General features: G+C 63.7%; 17 protein-coding genes. 9 read left to right on the plus strand and 8 right to left on the minus strand.

The features are described 5' to 3' along the window. Positions 1 to 60: 60 nt before the first annotated feature. The 5 genes from ACM6UT_RS19885 to ACM6UT_RS19905 form a co-directional block, all read right to left on the minus strand. Positions 61 to 1,131 carry an ABC transporter ATP-binding protein gene (locus tag ACM6UT_RS19885; protein ID WP_416799086.1) on the minus strand — a complete coding sequence of 357 codons (1,071 nt, stop codon included), beginning with the start codon at positions 1,129 to 1,131 and terminating at the stop codon, positions 61 to 63. 7 nt (positions 1,132 to 1,138) lie between these two features. Next, entirely contained in the window at positions 1,139 to 2,650 is a 1,512-nt protein-coding gene (gene arfA, locus ACM6UT_RS19890) for an arabinosylfuranosidase ArfA (RefSeq protein WP_416799087.1), read from the minus strand. Between the two features lie 127 nt (positions 2,651 to 2,777). After that, positions 2,778 to 3,707, minus strand: a complete 930-nt coding sequence (locus ACM6UT_RS19895; protein ID WP_416799088.1) for an ArsR/SmtB family transcription factor — start codon at positions 3,705 to 3,707, stop codon at positions 2,778 to 2,780. 153 nt (positions 3,708 to 3,860) lie between these two features. Continuing rightward, on the minus strand, positions 3,861 to 4,685 hold the full coding sequence (locus tag ACM6UT_RS19900; RefSeq protein WP_416799089.1) for a transporter substrate-binding domain-containing protein: 825 nt from the start codon (positions 4,683 to 4,685) through the stop codon (positions 3,861 to 3,863). A gap of 160 nt (positions 4,686 to 4,845) precedes the next feature. Further along, entirely contained in the window at positions 4,846 to 5,772 is a 927-nt protein-coding gene (locus tag ACM6UT_RS19905; protein ID WP_416799090.1) for a LysR family transcriptional regulator, read from the minus strand. Between the two features lie 157 nt (positions 5,773 to 5,929). On the opposite strand from ACM6UT_RS19905, the gene ACM6UT_RS19910 reads away from it, so the two are divergent. The 9 genes from ACM6UT_RS19910 to ACM6UT_RS19950 all read left to right on the plus strand — a co-directional run bounded on the left by ACM6UT_RS19910 (position 5,930) and on the right by ACM6UT_RS19950 (position 14,507). Next, entirely contained in the window at positions 5,930 to 7,102 is a 1,173-nt protein-coding gene (locus ACM6UT_RS19910; RefSeq protein WP_416799091.1) for an NAD(P)/FAD-dependent oxidoreductase, read from the plus strand. After that, on the plus strand, positions 7,099 to 7,353 hold the full coding sequence (locus tag ACM6UT_RS19915; protein WP_416799092.1) for a 2Fe-2S iron-sulfur cluster-binding protein: 255 nt from the start codon (positions 7,099 to 7,101) through the stop codon (positions 7,351 to 7,353). Before ACM6UT_RS19910 ends, ACM6UT_RS19915 begins: the two co-directional genes overlap by 4 nt. Beyond that, positions 7,346 to 8,692, plus strand: a complete 1,347-nt coding sequence (locus ACM6UT_RS19920) for an FAD-dependent oxidoreductase (protein ID WP_416799093.1) — start codon at positions 7,346 to 7,348, stop codon at positions 8,690 to 8,692. Before ACM6UT_RS19915 ends, ACM6UT_RS19920 begins: the two co-directional genes overlap by 8 nt. Before the next feature lie 13 nt (positions 8,693 to 8,705). After that, a complete protein-coding gene (locus ACM6UT_RS19925) occupies positions 8,706 to 10,100 on the plus strand; it encodes an aldehyde dehydrogenase family protein (protein ID WP_416799094.1) in 1,395 nt (464 codons plus the stop codon). 11 nt (positions 10,101 to 10,111) lie between these two features. Next, complete coding sequence (locus tag ACM6UT_RS19930; protein WP_416799095.1) at positions 10,112 to 10,855, plus strand: 4-hydroxy-tetrahydrodipicolinate reductase; 744 nt, start codon at positions 10,112 to 10,114, stop codon at positions 10,853 to 10,855. Between the two features lie 26 nt (positions 10,856 to 10,881). Next, positions 10,882 to 11,799 (plus strand): 4-hydroxy-tetrahydrodipicolinate synthase, encoded by a 918-nt coding sequence (gene dapA / locus ACM6UT_RS19935; protein WP_416799096.1) that lies wholly within the window; start codon positions 10,882 to 10,884, stop codon positions 11,797 to 11,799. A gap of 172 nt (positions 11,800 to 11,971) precedes the next feature. Continuing rightward, on the plus strand, positions 11,972 to 12,637 hold the full coding sequence (locus tag ACM6UT_RS19940; protein WP_416799097.1) for an amino acid ABC transporter permease: 666 nt from the start codon (positions 11,972 to 11,974) through the stop codon (positions 12,635 to 12,637). A gap of 15 nt (positions 12,638 to 12,652) precedes the next feature. Beyond that, the gene (locus ACM6UT_RS19945) at positions 12,653 to 13,426 is read left to right on the plus strand and encodes an amino acid ABC transporter ATP-binding protein (RefSeq protein WP_416799098.1); all 774 of its coding nucleotides are present in this window, start codon (positions 12,653 to 12,655) and stop codon (positions 13,424 to 13,426) included. Positions 13,427 to 13,430: 4 nt separating this feature from the next. Then, on the plus strand, positions 13,431 to 14,507 hold the full coding sequence (locus ACM6UT_RS19950) for a saccharopine dehydrogenase family protein (RefSeq protein ID WP_416799099.1): 1,077 nt from the start codon (positions 13,431 to 13,433) through the stop codon (positions 14,505 to 14,507). 414 nt (positions 14,508 to 14,921) lie between these two features. Here ACM6UT_RS19950 and ACM6UT_RS19955 read toward each other — a convergent pair whose 3' ends face one another. The 3 genes from ACM6UT_RS19955 to ACM6UT_RS19965 form a co-directional block, all read right to left on the minus strand. Further along, positions 14,922 to 15,209, minus strand: a complete 288-nt coding sequence (locus ACM6UT_RS19955) for a hypothetical protein (RefSeq protein ID WP_416799100.1) — start codon at positions 15,207 to 15,209, stop codon at positions 14,922 to 14,924. 60 nt (positions 15,210 to 15,269) lie between these two features. Then, positions 15,270 to 16,304, minus strand: a complete 1,035-nt coding sequence (locus tag ACM6UT_RS19960; protein WP_416799101.1) for a fatty acid desaturase — start codon at positions 16,302 to 16,304, stop codon at positions 15,270 to 15,272. 88 nt (positions 16,305 to 16,392) lie between these two features. Then, a complete protein-coding gene (locus tag ACM6UT_RS19965) occupies positions 16,393 to 16,740 on the minus strand; it encodes a DUF6481 family protein (protein ID WP_416799102.1) in 348 nt (115 codons plus the stop codon). Between the last annotated feature and the right edge of the window lie 112 nt (positions 16,741 to 16,852).

Raw genomic sequence — 16,852 nt, forward strand, 5'->3', positions numbered from 1 at the left:
GGTCGTCGGCATCCCGCGCTCGGGATGACCTCATGAAATGCGAAAGACGCCTCCCTGCGCCTAGCGCAATCTTTTCCCTTCCTCGTCGAAGACCAGTACGTTCCGTGGTGCCGCCGAAACGGCGACCGCCCTGCCGTCGAGGCGCTCGCGCGATCCCTGCCGCTGGACGATGAGCTCCCGCCCGCTCGCCGTGCGCGTGTAGAGATACGAAACGTCGCCGAGTTCCTCGGCGACCTCGACGGTGACGGGCAGCCCGCCCTCCCCGAGCGTCAGATGCTCCGGCCGTATGCCGATCTCGATCGCACGGCCCGTCGGCAACGGCCCCTCTATCCGCGTAACGAGCCGGTGTTCGCCGCCCTCGACGGCAACCACCACCCCGTCTTCCGTTCGGCCGACCACGGTCGCGGGCAGGAAGTTCATCGAGGGCGAACCGATGAAGCCCGCGACGAAGCGGTTCTCCGGCTCGTCGTAGAGTTCGAGCGGTGCGCCGGCCTGCTGCAGCACGCCCGCCTTCAGCACGAAGATCCGGTCGGCGAGCGTCATCGCCTCGACCTGATCATGGGTGACGTAGATCATCGTCGCGCCGAGCTTGCGGTGGAGGCGCGTGAGTTCGAGGCGCATCTGCACGCGCAGTTCCGCGTCGAGATTGGAGAGCGGCTCGTCGAACAGGAAGACCTTCGGCTGCCGCACGATGGCGCGGCCGATCGCGACCCGCTGCCTTTGCCCGCCGGAAAGCTGCGAGGGCTTCTTTTCGAGGTGTTCCTCGAGCTGCAGGACGCGTGCGGCCTCGCCGACACGCTCGCCCACCTCCGCCTTCGGCCGGCGCGCGAGCCTGAGACTGAAGGCCATATTCTCAAAGACGGTCAGATGCGGATAGAGCGCGTAGTTCTGGAACACCATGGCGACGCCGCGATCGGCCGGCTCGACGGCCGTCACCTCGCGGCCGTCGATAAAGATCTGCCCGCCGCTCGTCTCCTCCAGCCCGGCGATCATGCGCAGCAGCGTCGACTTTCCGCAGCCGGACGGACCGACGAAGACCGCGAAGCTTCCCGTCGGGATGTCCATCGAGACGTCCCGAATGGCATGAAAGGAGCCGAAGGATTTGGCGACGTTTGCGAGACGGACACCCATGGCGCCCTCACCGGACCTTCAGGCGGAGCACGTGATAGGAAAGCGCCGGCAGCGAGCCCTTCAGCGCCCTGTCCTCGACGCCAACGCCAGAGCCTGGAACCGGCGCGACGCGATCCGGGTGGTGCGGCCCGTTACCGTCACGCAGGTCGTGCCCCGCCATGGTCAGGTGCAGGAGAAGCTCCGGCGCGGCGAAGCCAATGAGGCCGACGTCGAGCTCCGCGGCCTCCGTCAGGTGCCTGTTCACGATGAAGAGGGTAATGATCCCCTCCTCCTCGTCGTGGACGCCCGCAACGTCGAGATAGTTCACGTCGTCGGCGGTACCGCAGTCGTAGGTCGGGCCGTCGACCGCCACGTTGAGCGCCGTGCCGCGGCCGTAGAGCGAGGCGAACTGGTAGGGATAGTAGATCGTCTGGCGCCAGGCGGGCCCGTTCTTCTCGGCGCGGATCGGCGCGATCACGTTGACGAGCTGGGCGATGCAGGCGATCCGGACACGGTCGGACCGGCGGATGAACTCGTTCAAGAGCCCGGCGACGAAGAGTGCGTCCTCGAAATTGTAGGTCTCTTCGAGCAGCGCCGGCGCCTCCGGCCAGTCCCAGCTCTTGATCCGCCGGCCGTCCTCCTCGCGGATGTGGTACCAGACGTTCCATTCGTCGAAGCAGATCCGCACATCGTTCTTCGCGCGCTTCTTCGCCTTCACATAGTCGATGACGCCGCCGATCGTGCCGATGTAGCGCCCTGTCTCCTCGATCTTGCCGAAGTAGTTCAGCGTGTCGCCGCTGTTGTTGCCGAAATATTTGTGCAGCGAGATGTATTCCACGTTCTCGTAGCACTCCTCCAGCACCTCGCGCTCCCATTCGGGATAGGTCGGCATGCGGTCGTTGGAACTGCCGCAGACCACCGTCTCGATCGTCGCATCGAAGGCCTTGAAGGCCTTGGCGGTCTCGTTGGCGAGCCGGCCGTATTCGACGGCGGTCTTGTGGCCGATCTGCCAGGGTCCGTCCATCTCGTTGCCGAGGCACCACATCCTGACGCCGTGCGGCTCGGTCGCCCCGTGGCTACGGCGAAGATCGCTCAGCGTCGTCCCGCCGGGGAAGTTCACGTATTCGAGGAAGTTGCGCGCATCGTCGAGACCGCGGGAACCGAGATTGACGGCGAGCATCATCTCGATGCCGGCCATCTTCGCCCATTCGGCGAATTCGTTGATGCCGACCTGGTTCGTTTCCTTCGAGCGCCAGGCGAGGTCGAGCCGCACCGGCCGCTGCTCGCGCGGCCCGATGCCGTCTTCCCAGCGATAGGCGGAGACGAAGTTGCCGCCCGGATAGCGGATGGCGGGGATCTTGAGATCCTGCACGAATTTCAGCACGTCCTTGCGGAAGCCGTTTGCGTCCGCCTGCGGATGCCCCGGCTCGTAGATGCCACCGTAGATGGCGCGGCCCATATGCTCGATGAAGGCGGAATAGAGACGGTCGTCGATGGGACCGATCCGGAAGTCACGATGGACGGAAACGCGCACTCTCATAGGCTTCCTCCCGCATGATTATCTATATCATGTTTTTTGATATAGACCGTATTTGTCAATATTCATGCAGGGGGAGACTAAAGCTGTCAACCGGAAAAATCACACTTTTGCCCGACGGGCCTTCGCCTCAGTCGGCGACGCGCAGCCTGAGAACGATGTCCTGGTCGTAATTGCCGAAGCCGCGGCCGAAGATGTTGAGGCCGCCCGGATGCTTGGCATCCGCCTTCACCTCGATCCTCAGACGGATCGAGCGATGCGCCGAAAGATCAAGATCTTTCAATGTGATGGGTGAAATCTTCGTACCGTCGACGAAGGTGCCGTCATTGGTGATCCGCCAGGTCTTCAGCATGCCGTACTGGGAGCCGGAAAGCTTCCACCAGTCGGGCGTGTAGGTGCCTCGCTTGTCGCCGAAATCGCCGGGCGAGGTCCAGACGCCGATCTCCATGCCGTTGACGCTGAGCGTGATGTCGGAGGGCCAGTTGCTGTGCGTGCCGGGAACCTCAGAGCTGACCTCCATGGAAAAGGACATCTCGCGGACGGTCCGGCCCTGGATCTTGGCGTTGTTGGGAAACTGGTATTCCACGTAGCCGGAGGTGAACCAGAGGAGCGCCGCCTTCATGCGGTCGGGGTCCATGAAGGTCTCCGGCACGTCGAGAAGCCCGATGATGCCTTCCGGCGAGCAAATGCCGCACGGGCCCGTGACCGAACTCTGGGTATAGAGACCGAGTGGCATCGCGACGGTTATATCGTTGCTTTCACTCGTCTTCTCAGCCTTGTGGAAGGAGATGATGAGCTCGTCGCAAGTGGCGAAGCACACCTTCTGACTGCCCTTGCGTCCCTTGCGTGCTTCGGTCCGCAACAGGCCCGCCTCCTGGAGCATCGCCACGCTTGTCGACACGGTCGATTGCGGAAGCTCCAGCCTCTCGGCGATCTCGTTGACGTTGAGGCCGTTTGCCTCGTGCAGGAGCTTCAGGATCTGGACCCGCACGAGCGAAGCCGCCGCCTTCAGCACGTCGAATTCCTTCTCCGCATCGATCACGAGGAAATTGGGTGTCATGCGCCTGTCCAGACAAACCGGGTCTATATCACGTTCTCCGATGTAGAAGATCGCACCCGGAAAGTCCATGTCGAACGAAAACCGGCGAGCACTTTCATGCTCGCCGGCAGGTACTGGTCGCTTGACCGCGAAGGGATCGGATGGGGCGGAGCCTCAGCCGCCGAAGCCGAAGCCCGGAGGCATGTCGGTCAGCTCGACACCAAAGGGCTTCAGGCTGTTCAGGATCCAGGTCTGGTTCGTACCGATGCGGCGATTGTATTCCGCCCAGGCCGATACGAAACTCTTGAACGTCTCGTCGGCGCCGTAGTTGAGCGCGATGACGGAAGGGGTGGAAAGGACCGGGGTCGGAACCTTGACGCTGCCCACCGCAGGCGCCTTCTTGGCGATGACGAGCCCGTTCAGCATCGTGTTCACAAGGCCATCGGCCTTGCCGGTCGTCACGGCGACGATCGCCTCATCGCGCGTCTTGAAGCGCAGCATGTTCGCCTTCGGAAGATACTGGGTCGCCATCAAATCCTGGGCGGAGCCGAGGTCGACGGCGAAGGTGTATTTCGGATCATTCAGTTCGTTCCACGACTTGCCGGCGAGCTCGTCCTTGGCCGAGACGAGGACAAAGCTGTTATAGTAGGTCGGATCGGAGAAGGAGACCGACATGGCGCGCACCGGCGTCGCGGTCACGGCGAACGCCATGTCCACCTTGCCGCTCTGCACGTCCAGGATGGCGTTCGACCAGCTCGACTCCACGACTTCGAGCTTTACGTCCAGGGTCTTTGCGATGTCGTTCGCCATGTCGATGACGAAGCCCTGCCACTCGCCAGTGCGTGGGTCCTTGTTGAAGTAGGGCACCTCGTTGAGGATCGCCGGTATCCTGAGCACGCCGCGCGAACGGATATCGTCGATCGTGCCGGCCGAGGCGGATGCTGCAAACAGCGATGCCGCGACGGCGGCCATGCTACAAAGCTTGGCGAAAAGTTTCATTGTAAGGTTCTCCCTTGTTCCCCGAGATCGATTGTCTACCCGCCTTGCATCCGTCCGTTTGCGTCGGAGCAATCGCGGCCATGGACAGCGTATCGCCGAACGGAAGTGGCACAATGCTAGAGAACCGGAGTCACTTATCGGCATTTTTGTATGTTGCGGCTCAAAGGCTTCGGACAAGGTCGCCGCCCTGCGGCGGATCGAGCACGGGCCCGACGAGCTCGCGCTGACAGTCTTCGAAAAGCTTCAGGACCATCGGATGTTTCTGCAGGAAGCTGGCACTTCCGAAATAGACCCGCACTTCCGGCAGTGTATCCAGCCTGACCGACGCGATGGTGTGGTCTTCGGGACCGATGCACCAGGACGGAATGATGGAAAAGCCGAGTCCCTCCTCAACACAGCGCTTGACGCTCGAACTGCCGGACGTCGAGATGATCGGCTGAACGGCGACGCCGTCGCGTGCGAGGAAATCGACCGACAGGTTTCTGAGCGTCTGTCCCGGCTCGTAGGTGACGAAGGGCCGCCCTTCCGTCCAGGCGGGAATGTCTGCAGCAGCCGGCGGCTCACCCCAGGCGCAGGGATAGACGAGGCTCAGCCGATAGCTGCCGAGAAGCCGTTGCGGCACCACCGGGTCCCCGAAATAGCGCTCCGAGATGCAGACGTCGAGACTGCCGTTCTTGACGAGCTCGGCCAGGACGGTGTCGCGCTCATAGACGGCAAACTCCATCTCCGGGAAGCTCTCGCGAAAGCGCGCCAGAACCTTGGGAAAGAGGTAGAAGAAGATGGCCTGCGGCATGCCCACGCGAAGTGACGATCGCTGGTTCTCGATCAGCTTGGTGAGCCGTTCGAGCATGATGTCCAGCTCCGGATGGAGGAGATTGTAAAGGGCACGCCCCCGCGGCGTCAGCGAAATCCGCTTCGCCCCCTGTTCGCTGTCGATGAGCTTGCCCTTGAGGATCTGCTCGAGCCGCCGGACGTGGTTTGCAGCCGACTGGTAGCTGAGATTCAGTTCGCGCGCCGCCCCCGAAAAGGAGCCGTGGCGTGCGACCTGATAGAAGGTCTGGATGAGAGTAAGGCTGATCTTCGCCATCACTGGCCCCCTTTTATACCCGATCGGCATAAGGGGACTTTTCTTTCCAGCGGATACAAATTTCGTGAACTGGTAAGGCCGTCATCTTGTATCGACGGGAGAGGCCGCACTTCGCCAATATCAGATGTATCGAACGCAAAAATCTCGGTCAAATGATATGAAGTCCCGCCCACCAAGATCAGCCATCGTCATCGGATCGGGGATATCCGGCGCGGCCGCCGCCTATTTCCTGGCGCGGCGCGGCGTGGATGTCGAGGTCATCGAGGCGAGCGCTCCCGCCGCCGCGGCAACCGGGGCAGCCGACGGTGCGGTCTCGGTCGCCAGCAAGCGGCCGGGTCCGATGATGGAGGCCGCACTCAGAGGCATCCGGCTCTATCGCGAGTTGGCCGGCGAAGGCGTTTTTGCCGATCTCTTCAAGATGCGTTCAACCTTCATCGTCGCGTCGTCGGAGCAGGAGGCGGAGGTGCTGCACGCCCATGCCGATGCTCTTGCGAGCACTGGCGTGCGTATCGAGAGGCTTTCGCGTGCCGAGACGGCAAAGCGCTTTCCGGTGCTCTCGCCCAATGCCGAAATGGCGGTCGAGGTTCATGACGAGGGCCACGCAATCGGCTACCGGATCGTCCATCGGCTGCTGACGGCTGGCGGCGTGACCGTCCGGCGCGACGAGCCCGTGCGCAGGCTTCTTGTCTCCGGCGGGTGTGCCGAGGGCGTGGAAACCGACAGGGGCGTGTTGAAGGCCGACGCAGTGATCCTCGCGGCCGGAAGCGGTTCGGCGCATCTGCTCGGACTGCGCGAGACGTTCGCGCCGCGCAAGGGGCAGCTCCTGGTCACCGAGCGCGCGCCGCAGCTCAATGCGGCCATGCCGGGTGCGATCATGTCCGGGCGTTATCTTCTGAGCAAGGGCAGCCAGAAGACGGCCGACGCCGGCAAACCCGCTCGCGGTATCGGTCTGGTGATCGATCCACTGACCACAGGCCAGTTTCTCATTGGCGGCACACGCGAGGATACCGACGACCATCGCACGAACGACCTCGATGCGGTGTCGCGCATTCTCGCCGATGCGGTTGCGCTGGTTCCCGGCCTCGCCGAGATCCGGCTGCTGCGAAGCTTTGCCGGTGTGCGCACCGCGGTCGTCGACGGACTGCCGCTCATCGGTCGCCTGCCGGGTCTCGAGAATGCATACGTCACCACCGGCTTCGAAGGCGACGGCATCTGTCTTGGTCCGGTCGCCGCCAAGGCGGTTGTCGAACTCGCCTGCGACGAAGAGCCGTCCGTCGATCTCGCCCCGTTCGATCCCGCCCGGTTTGCCGGTATCGAGGTGGCGGCATGAGCGGGCATCTCTTCGATTTCATGGGCCGGGAAATTCCGTTCCGTCCGGGCGAAAGCGTGGCTGCGGCGCTGGATGCCGCAGGCATCACGATCCTCGGCCGTGACGCACTTGATGTCGAGGCACGCTACTTCTGCGGGATCGGCGCCTGCCAGTGCTGTCTTGCAGTGATCGACGGCGTCACGCGCGAAGCCTGCCTGACACCCGCACGCGCAGGAATGAAAGTTGAAAGCATAGGGGCGCATCATGACTGACGTCGATGTCCTGATCGTCGGCGCCGGCCCGGCCGGGCTGTCCGCGGCTGTCGAACTCCGCCGTGCCGGCCTCTCGGTCGAAATCGTCGAGCAGCGCGAGACCATAGGGGGCGCGATCTATCGCCAGCCGATCGCAGGGGTCAGCCCCGTACGGCAGACGGCAGGCGCCGAGCGCCGCTGGCGCGCGCTTGCCGATGACTTTGCCGCAAGTGGCGTTGCGGTCCGGCATCGCTCGGTCTTCGTTGGTATCGACGGGACCGGTCTCGTCCTCATTGAAGATCGCCATGCCGGAAAGGTCAGGCAAACCGCGGCCCGGGCCGTCATTCTCGCGGTCGGTGCGGTGGAGAAGGTCTTGCCCCGTCCCGGCTGGCAGCTTGCCGGCGTATCGACGGCGGGCGGCCTGCAGGTGATGATGAAGGAAACCGGTCGGGCGCCGGCCGGGCGCGTTCTGCTCGCCGGCAACGGCCCGCTCCTCATCGCGGTCGCGGCGCAGATGGCGAAGCTCGGCAATCCGCCCGCCGCCATCGTCGAGGCCGGCGATCCCGTCCGCCGGTTTGCGGCAGGTGTCGGGCTTTGCGCATATCCGGAACTCGTCACCGAGGCACTCGCCTATCTGCGGACGGTCCATCTCCACCGTATTCCCTGGATGCGCGCGGCGTCGGTCGCCAGCATCGAGCGGCGAAAAGATCGGCTGCGCGCCCTCGTGCGCGACGGCCGCGGCCGCGAGCGTGTCTTCGACGTCGATCGCATCGGTCTTCACGACGGGATCCGGCCCAACGAATTCGGGCTCCCCCTCGAAACCGAAACGGACGCGTCGCTTCCCGTCATCCTGCGCGCCGGCGATTGCCGGGAAGCGCTAGGGGCGAAGGCGGCGATCGCGGACGGAAGGCGGGCGGCAGGAGAGATCGTCAGGCGACTCTCCGGCGGTAGCAGCCGGCCGGAGAACGAGATCAAAAGACTGCGACAGGCCCAGGATGTTCTCACGCGTCTCTTCCAGCCGGTCGATCGCGCTGATCCTCTGATGCATCTGCCGGACGAAACGATCCTCTGCCGCTGCGAGAGCCGGACTGCCGGTGACCTGAGGCGGCTGTGTGCCGGACCGGACGCTCCGAGCGGCCGCGAGGTGAAGCACAATGGTCGTTTTGCCATGGGCTCCTGCCAGGGACGGTTCTGCGCCGACAACACTGCCGCGCTGATGGCCGCCCTCGGGCCCGACCAGCCGCCCCCCTCCCCCGAGGATCTGACCGGCCGCCGCTGGCCGATACGACCCGTGCCGATCGGCGCGCTCGTCGCTGCGCGCGGCGAAGAGACGATCCCCCAAGACGAACAGCAAGATTAGAAGAGGCCCATAGATGACCCAAGTCGCGACCCTCAGCGCCGGTTCGACAATCACCGTCCGGAACCCGTTCAACGGCAATGTCGTCGGTAACATCAGCGAAAGCACGCCCTCGGAAATCGCCGCGGCCGTGTCTCGGGCGAAGATCGCCCAGCAGGACTTCCGGCGCTCGACGCCTGCGCTTCGGCGCAGCCTGCTGAATGCCCTTGCCGCCGAAATCGCAGCAGATGCCGAAAACCTGGCGCGGATCATCTCGGCGGAGATGGGAAAGACCATCCGCGAGGCGCGCAATGAAGTCCGCCGTGCCCAGAATACCCTGAAGCTCTCGGGTGACGCGGCGACCTTCCTCGACGGCGAGGCGCTGCACTGCGCGATCGTCGAGGGCGGGGCCGACCGACTGGCGACGATCACCTACGAACCCGTCGGCGTCGTCGCCGCCATAACCCCCTTCAACTATCCGCTCAACCTCCTCTGCCACAAGCTCGGCCCGGCGATTGCGGCCGGCAATGCCGTCGTCGCCAAGCCCTCGCCGAAGGCGCCGCTCACGGCCGAAAAGCTCTGCTCGCTGGCAGAGAAGGCCGGCTGGCCGCGCAATCTCTTCCAGGTCGTCCACGGGGGCGCCGACGCAGCCCTCTCGCTCGCCCGCTCGCCGATCAATCTTCTTTCCTTCACCGGTGGACCGACGGCGGGCCTGGCGCTGAAGAACGCGAGCGGTCTCATCCGCTGCCTGATGGAACTCGGCGGCAATGATCCCCTCTTCGTCATGCCGGACGCGGACCTCGACAAGGCCGTCGCCACGACGATCGGCCACCGTTTCGAAATCGCCGGCCAGAGCTGCGCGGCCGTGAAGAAACTCTACCTGCACCGCGACATCGAACGGGCATTCACGGACAGGCTGCTGGCGGCCGTCGACTCGGTCGAATTCGGCGACCCCTCCCTCGACGACACGGACATGGGACCGCTCATCGATGCGGCCGCAGCAAGGAACGTCCAGGAACGGATCGATGCGACCATCACCGGCAGCGGTGGCAAGTTGCTGACCGGTGGCAATCATGCCGGAGCGCTCTTCGCACCGACCGTCATATCGGAGATCGCCGCCGGCGCACCGGTAATCGCCGACGAGACCTTTGGCCCCGTCATCGCTATCCGCACCTTCAGCGACGCGGCGGAAGCGATCGCGGAAGTCAATGCAGGGGACTATGGACTGCAGGCGGGCGTCTTTACCAACGACCACGCCGTGATCAAGCAGTTCTCCCGCGATCTCGTGGTAGGCGGCGTGATGATCAACGAAGGACCGGATTTCCGGGCCGAACACGTGCCGTTCGGCGGCGTCAAGCGTTCGGGCCTCGGCCGCGAGGGTGTCCGGATTGCGCTCAGGGAAATGTCCGAGCCCAAGGTGGTGATCGATTGAGGGCCGGGACGATGAGAATAGGAATTCTCGGGGCGTCCGGCCGCGTCGGCACAAGGCTCGTCGAGCTCGTCCTTGCCAATCCGGGCCTGCAACTGGCAGCAGCCTTCGTCTCCCCGGGGTCCCGGCTCTGCGGAACGGCGGTGGCCGGCGGCAGTATCGAATACCGGCCCGCCGAGAGTGCGATGAACAGCCACTGCGACGTCGTCATCGACTTTTCGACTCCTGCGGCAAGCCTCGCCTTCCAGGAGCAGGTCGGCGAAAAGCCGATCCCGATGGTCATCGGTACAACGGGGTTTTCCATCGAGGAAAGCGAGAGGCTCACGGGCTATGCCGCCCATCGGCCGATGCTCATCAGCGCCAATTTCGCGCGCGGGTTCGAAGCCTTTCGCCTCGGCGCCGTCGATTTCATGCGCCGCATGGCTGCGGCGGAGCCTTCGGTCGCCGAGATCTATCATGCGCGCAAGAAGAGCGAGCCGTCCGGCACGTCGCGACTTCTGGCAGGCGAGCTGCACGCGACGCGCAGTGAGGTCATGGGATTTGCCGCCCCCGAGCCGCCGATCTCCGTTCATCGGGAGGGCGATACCGTCGGCGTCAACGAGGTCCGCTTCGATCTCGGCTCGGCGAACGTCACCTTCACCTACCGCGTCCACACGCTTGCGGCTTACGCCGAAGGTGCACTTGCAGCAGCCGAGTGGCTGATTTCGGAACCACGCGCCAACGGGCGCTACACGCTGGCCGACAGCCTGGCCAGGTAACAGGAAACAGGAAAGGATCGACGCATATGCAGGATTTGGCTCAGCGCTTCAAAGGCGTCTTCACCGCACTCGTCACGCCCTTCAAGAACGGCAGCGTCGACATAGCCGCCTTCGACGCGCTCGTCGAACGGCAGCTTTCGGCCGGCGTTACGGGGCTCGTCCCCGTCGGCACGACCGGTGAGGCTGCGACCTTGTCGGACGAGGAGGCCGTCGAGCTCATCGCCCGCACCGCAGCACTCGCAAAGGGCCGCGCACTCATCGTTGCCGGCGCGGGCGCCAACAACACGCGAAAGGCCGTCGAGAAGGCGAAGGCGGCGGAAGCAGCCGGAGCCGACGCGCTGCTGGTCGTCACGCCCTACTACAACAAACCGACCCAGACCGGATTGATCGCTCATTACGGCGCGGTGGCCGAGGCGACAAGCTTGCCCATCATGCTCTATTCGGTTCCCGGCCGCTGCGGCGTCGAGATTGCTCCGGAAACCTGTGCGGCGCTGGCGGAACGCTACGCCAATATCGTCGCGATCAAGGAGGCTGGCGGCAATCCGGGCCGCGTGACTGCACTGCGCCGCGCCTGCGGCAATAACCTGATCATCCATTCCGGTGACGACGGCCTTACCCTGCCCTTCCTCTCTCTGGGCGCCTGCGGCGTCACGAGCGTCGTCGCGAACGTCGCCCCCCGCGAAATGGTCGCGATGGTGAAGGCATGGGAGAGCGGCGACACCAGCCTCGCGCTGGCGCTCAACGATATTGTCGCCGAACTCACGGAAGGGATGTTCATCGAATCCAATCCGGGACCGGTCAAGGCGGCACTCGCCCTGTCGAACCTCGCCGGTCCGGAACTCCGTCTGCCGATGGTGCCGGTTTCGGACGCAAACCGGGAACGGCTCACCGGCATCCTCGGACGCTACAGCGCGGCTGCGGCGGCCTTCCAAGAAATGCGGTAAGCGCCTGCCGCAGCTTTGCATTGCCGCACGCTGCGGAAGATAGGACCATGAAACCATGGCTGGACCACGCCAGTCCCGGATCACGAAGAAGATGGGGAACGACCATGACCGCCAGTAACACCCGCCGCCGCATCGGCCGGAGGTGGAAACGCTTGCAGGAGATAAGACCAAGATGACCTACAAATGGGATTTCCACTCGGTCTGGCTCTATTACGATCTCTTTCTCGAAGGGCTGTCGATCACCGTCCTCTACACCTTCGGGTCGATCTTCTTCGGTGTGATCATCGGTTTCGCCACCTGCGGGGCGCGCCTGTCACGCTTCAGGGTTCTCCAGGCAGTGGCACGGGTCTACCAGGAGATATTCCGCTGCACGCCGCTCCTGGTCCAGCTGCTCTGGTTCTACTATGCCTTCCCGCTGCTGGTCGGTGGGTCCATCGACAACCGCGTGGCGGCAATGCTGACGCTCTCGCTCTATGTCGGCGCCTTCTACGCCGAGATTTTCCGGGGCGGAATCGTCTCGATCGACCGGGGTCAGCGCGAAGCGGCGGCCGCCATCGGCATGAGCCCGTGGCAGTCGATGACACGGATCATCCTGCCCCAGGCGATCAAGCGCATGCTGCCCTCCTTCATCAACCAGTCGGTTATCCAGTTCAAGAACACCTCGCTGGTTTCGGTGATCTCCGTCGCCGACCTCGCCTACATGGCGGCGGTCGTCAACGGCCAGACCTACCGGCCATTGGAGTCCTACACGATCATGGCGGGGCTCTACATCGTCATGCTCCTGCCGCTGACGCAGGCTGCCGACTGGATCGAACGACGCCTCCGGGCAAGCGACTAAGGGAACGGTGCGATCATGAACATGAACAAAGAAGCAAGCGCACCGGTCATCGAAGCGGTCTCGCTTCGCAAGAGCTACGGCTCGCTCGAGGTCTTGAAGGGACTGGACCTCGCCCTTGCCCGCGGCGAAGTTGTCGCGTTGATCGGCCCGTCAGGCTCCGGCAAATCGACCTTCATCCGCTGTCTCAACATGATGGAGACCCCGAGCGATGGCACGATCCTTTTCCGAGGCAAGAAGGTCGGCGACCGGTTCCGCGACAGGGATGGCGACGTCGGTATCGGCACGCTCCGTCGCCATGTCGGCATGGTCTTCCAGCACTTCAATCTCTTTCCGCACAAGACCGTTCTCCAGAACGTCACGGAAGGGCCGATAGTGGTCTGTAAGACGCCCCGCAGGGAGGCCGAGGAGCGCGCCATGGACCTGCTTGCGAAGGTCGGGCTCGCGGAGAAACACGCCGCCTATCCGAGCCATCTCTCCGGCGGGCAGAAGCAGCGCGTGGCGATCGCGCGAGCCCTTGCCATGGATCCCGAGGTCCTCTTGCTCGATGAGGTGACCAGCGCGCTCGATCCGGAACTGGTCGGCGAAGTCTTGACGGTCATCCGCCAGCTAGCGGATGCCGGCATGACGATGGCGATCGTCACACACGAAATGGCGTTTGCCGCCGAGGTTTCCAATCGGGTCCTGTTCCTCGACCAAGGTGTGATCGCAGAATCCGGATCGGCCAACGACGTAATCCTCAACCCGCTGAACCCGCGTCTGCAGGCGTTCGTCTCGCGCTTCAGGGGCTGATCCGATGGGCGACTTCCGCATAACGATCGTGGGTGCCGGCAATATCGGCTCGGCGCTTGCGGCCTGCCTCGCAAGGAGCGCGGCCTTCGACGTCCATGTCATCGATCCTTCAGAGCAGGCGCTCGACCGGCTGCAGGAGCTGGGCCTTCCCGTCTGCCTGCACCACCTCGGGCCACACGAACCGTTGGCAAACCGGCTGAAGCAGAGCGACGTGACCGTCGCAGCGGTGCCCGAGCGGGCGATTCCGGCGGTTGCCCGAGCGGCCGCATCCGCGAAAACGCATTTCCTCGATTTCTCGCCGCCGCATGCAGATACCCGGCAGTCGCTCGAGCCGCTGGCCCGCGAAAGGGTCGTGCTCAACGGCTGCGGCGTGTCGCCCGGCCTCGTGGAGAATATCGCAAGCGGCCTGCTTGCCCGATATGCGCCCGTTTGCGAACTGACGATCCGCGTCGGCTCGGTTCCGCGCTTTCCGACCAACCGTCTGGGTTACGGGCAGATCTGGGATATCGACGGCCTGATCGACGAATACACGGCACCCTGCGAGGCGCTTCGCGACGGCGAGCACGTCCTTCTCGCGCCGCTCGAAGGCAAGGAACATGTTGTTCTCGACGGTATCACCTATGAAGGCTTCACGACGTCGCGGGGCCTGAAGGATCTCGGGATGTTCCGGGCGGCGGGCGTCGGTGACGTCACTTTCAAGACACTGCGCTACCCCGGCCACCTTGATTACATGCAGTTTCTTCTTGACGACCTCGGCCTCAGGAGCCGCCGCGACATGCTGCGCTCGCTCCTGTTGAACGGCCTGCCGATCGTCGAGGAGGACGAGCTGGTAATGTTCCTGACGGCGCGCTCCGCGAGAGGTGCGCGCAAGCTTGAAGCCTCGTCGTCCTACCGGTTCCGGCCGAGCGCGACCCTCGGTCCCTTCAATGCAATCACGTCGGTTGCGGCAGGCTATGCAGCCGGGTTGCTGTCCCTCTTGCGGGACGGTGATCTCGCAGAAATGGGCTTCGTGGCTCACCACACCGTTTCCGGCGCTGGGGTCTTGGAAAATCCGTATCTCCTGCCCCTGCTCTCGACGTAAGGACGAGAAGGAGGACGCGTGGAGGTCGCCTGCTGCCGCTCCGCAAACCGGCGGCAAACGTGATCCGCAACAGGAGTGAAGCCACGTCGAGTTTGCGCCCTGGTCTACACTTCTTGCCCCGAGCTCAGAGGCGGCGAAACATTTCCTGCAATCGTTCCCCGAGCCAAACGGCACAGAAGACAACCGCGCCGGGGCAAGCCGCGCATCGATAATGTCGAGATCGCCCGTTGATCACATAGGTCGAAGCGACCGGGCGCCGCAATCACGCGAACACGTAGTCTATCCCATTGGCGAGCGACGGCTTTTCTGCATCGCTTCGACAGGTTCCGGCTTGAGGGGGATGCCGGCGCACGGACGTCGTCGGAGTGAGCCTGCAACAAATCTGGCAGAGCGGCCATGCCTCGGCAGGCCGCGTCACTTGTTCTTGAGAAGCCACATCTTTCCCGCCATCGTGATGGCGTGGGCGGATTCTTCTGTCTGCGCTTCGGGATTGAGCCTCTTCAGAAGACCGAATTCGGTAAGTTCATTCAGCGTGCTGGTCTTCATGAACTTGACCTTCTGCGGTCGCTCCTTGAACCGGTCCGTCTTTGCATAGGTCACGGTGGCGCCGTGATGCGTCCATTTCTCGCCGTCCTGGAGAAACAAATCGCCGTCCTTTGCCAGTTTCAAACCTCGTATCTGTATCGGTGTCAGTTCGATCATCGTCGTCTTTCGTTGTCGTGGCGAGTAAGCGCGGTCGGCAGGCAGCCGGCGGCAACGCATTCACGCGGCGGTTGTAACCTGGGCGGCATCCCGGAAAGAGAGGAGTTTTCTGCTTCTCTCGTCCCAGAGAACGAGTCTCACGCACTTGAGGCTCTCCCATAACGTGATGCGTCCGATGGAAGCGAGCTCCGGGTGATGACGCAGCACCTCCGGGAGCCGATAATAGGGGATACGGCTCGACAGGTGATGCACGTGGTGAATGCCTATGTTGCCGGTGATCCATCGCAAAACCAGCGGCAAGTCGTAGTGGGACGCTCCGTGAAGCGCCGCCTCCGGAAAATGCCAGTCGTCGCCCTTGGCCCAGTGCGTCGTCTCGAACTGGTGCTGTACGTAGAAAAGCCAGACGCCGGCCGCACCCGCCAGGAGCACTATCGGCAGGTGAATGGAAACCAAGGGTCCGATGCCGATGAACCATGCCACCACGCCTGCCAATACGACAATGGCCGCGTTGGTGGCTATCGTTGAAACCCACGGCAAGGCGCCGGATCGCATCATTCCGAACGGCAGGCGTTGTTTGAAGAGGAAGAGCCACGCGGGACCGATGCCGAACATCACCAGCGGGTGCCGATAGAGGACATAGCCGACCCGTCCCATGCGCGAGCGCGAACGATATTCGGCGACTGTAAGCGTGGTGATGTCGCCGACGCCCCGTTCGTCCAGATTTCCGGCCGAGGCGTGGTGGGCGGCATGAGCGCGACGCCAGTAGTCGTATGGCGTCAAGGTAAGGACACCGAGCAGACGCCCGACCCAATCATCGAGACCACGCCGAGCGAAAAACGAACCGTGCCCGCAATCATGCTGAATCATGAACAGGCGTAAGAGAAACGCGGCTGCCGGTAGGACGAATATCAGTCCAAGCCACAGACCGCGCGCGAGAGAGAGATATGCGAGGAACCAGAAAACCGCGAACGGAACGATCGTAACCAGGAGTTCAAAGATGCTGCGCCCGACCCGCGGATGGCGATATCGCGACAAGGCCTTCAGCCATGCCGCGGCATCGACGGCCGGCGCAGATGCTTGGATCATCGTGTTCATCGGGAAACCATCCGTTCACGCGCCTTGCCGCATGACGGCAGGCGGCGGTGTCGTTGCTCGCGCCCGATTGCGGGCGCATCTCGAATCGTCAGGACCGGCGCGCCTTTCGGGCCGCATAGCGACGATCCCGTTCCGCCTTGCGGGCAGCCTCGTCGTCCTGTCCTGTCTTGGCGGCATCAGCCTCCTCGGCTGCTGCTGCAGCCGCGCGAGCCTGCGCATCCGCGAGCATTCGCTCGTGCTCCGCGACCTTCATCGCTTGCCGCTCGGCCCGGCGCAAGTCTCTGGCGATAGCCACCGCTTCACGAGCGGCCAATCGTTCCCGCATCTGCGGATCGATGACCTTGGGTGCGGATGCGAATTTTTCGAGTAGTGTACGTTTCGCCTCGGCTGCGGCCGTACGGCGCGCCTGAAAACCGTTGTCGTTCGGGTGTCTCAATCTGTCATCCTTCGGAGCTCGTCACTTCGAGAGCTCCCCACGTCTCGCCTTGAGCGGAACCGAGTCCAGAATTTGCAGCGGTGTGCAACTTAAGAAAAAAGGCCAGGCGCAT

The sequence above is a fragment of the Ciceribacter azotifigens genome, assembly GCF_048159625.1.
Lineage (GTDB): Bacteria > Pseudomonadota > Alphaproteobacteria > Rhizobiales > Rhizobiaceae > Allorhizobium > Allorhizobium azotifigens.

What these genes read in the sequence shown, in the direction of transcription:
- dapA (WP_416799096.1), top strand. Translation starts at nt 10,882, where the DNA reads ATGCAGGATTTGGCTCAGCGCTTCAAAGGCGTCTTCACCGCACTCGTC.
- ACM6UT_RS19945 (WP_416799098.1), top strand. Translation starts at nt 12,653, where the DNA reads ATGAACATGAACAAAGAAGCAAGCGCACCGGTCATCGAAGCGGTCTCG.
- ACM6UT_RS19895 (WP_416799088.1), bottom strand. Translation starts at nt 3,707, where the DNA reads ATGACACCCAATTTCCTCGTGATCGATGCGGAGAAGGAATTCGACGTG.
- ACM6UT_RS19900 (WP_416799089.1), bottom strand. Translation starts at nt 4,685, where the DNA reads ATGAAACTTTTCGCCAAGCTTTGTAGCATGGCCGCCGTCGCGGCATCG.
- ACM6UT_RS19915 (WP_416799092.1), top strand. Translation starts at nt 7,099, where the DNA reads ATGAGCGGGCATCTCTTCGATTTCATGGGCCGGGAAATTCCGTTCCGT.
- ACM6UT_RS19925 (WP_416799094.1), top strand. Translation starts at nt 8,706, where the DNA reads ATGACCCAAGTCGCGACCCTCAGCGCCGGTTCGACAATCACCGTCCGG.
- ACM6UT_RS19885 (WP_416799086.1), bottom strand. Translation starts at nt 1,131, where the DNA reads ATGGGTGTCCGTCTCGCAAACGTCGCCAAATCCTTCGGCTCCTTTCAT.
- ACM6UT_RS19940 (WP_416799097.1), top strand. Translation starts at nt 11,972, where the DNA reads ATGACCTACAAATGGGATTTCCACTCGGTCTGGCTCTATTACGATCTC.
- ACM6UT_RS19905 (WP_416799090.1), bottom strand. Translation starts at nt 5,772, where the DNA reads ATGGCGAAGATCAGCCTTACTCTCATCCAGACCTTCTATCAGGTCGCA.
- arfA (WP_416799087.1), bottom strand. Translation starts at nt 2,650, where the DNA reads ATGAGAGTGCGCGTTTCCGTCCATCGTGACTTCCGGATCGGTCCCATC.
- ACM6UT_RS19955 (WP_416799100.1), bottom strand. Translation starts at nt 15,209, where the DNA reads ATGATCGAACTGACACCGATACAGATACGAGGTTTGAAACTGGCAAAG.
- ACM6UT_RS19930 (WP_416799095.1), top strand. Translation starts at nt 10,112, where the DNA reads ATGAGAATAGGAATTCTCGGGGCGTCCGGCCGCGTCGGCACAAGGCTC.
- ACM6UT_RS19920 (WP_416799093.1), top strand. Translation starts at nt 7,346, where the DNA reads ATGACTGACGTCGATGTCCTGATCGTCGGCGCCGGCCCGGCCGGGCTG.
- ACM6UT_RS19960 (WP_416799101.1), bottom strand. Translation starts at nt 16,304, where the DNA reads ATGAACACGATGATCCAAGCATCTGCGCCGGCCGTCGATGCCGCGGCA.
- ACM6UT_RS19950 (WP_416799099.1), top strand. Translation starts at nt 13,431, where the DNA reads ATGGGCGACTTCCGCATAACGATCGTGGGTGCCGGCAATATCGGCTCG.
- ACM6UT_RS19910 (WP_416799091.1), top strand. Translation starts at nt 5,930, where the DNA reads ATGAAGTCCCGCCCACCAAGATCAGCCATCGTCATCGGATCGGGGATA.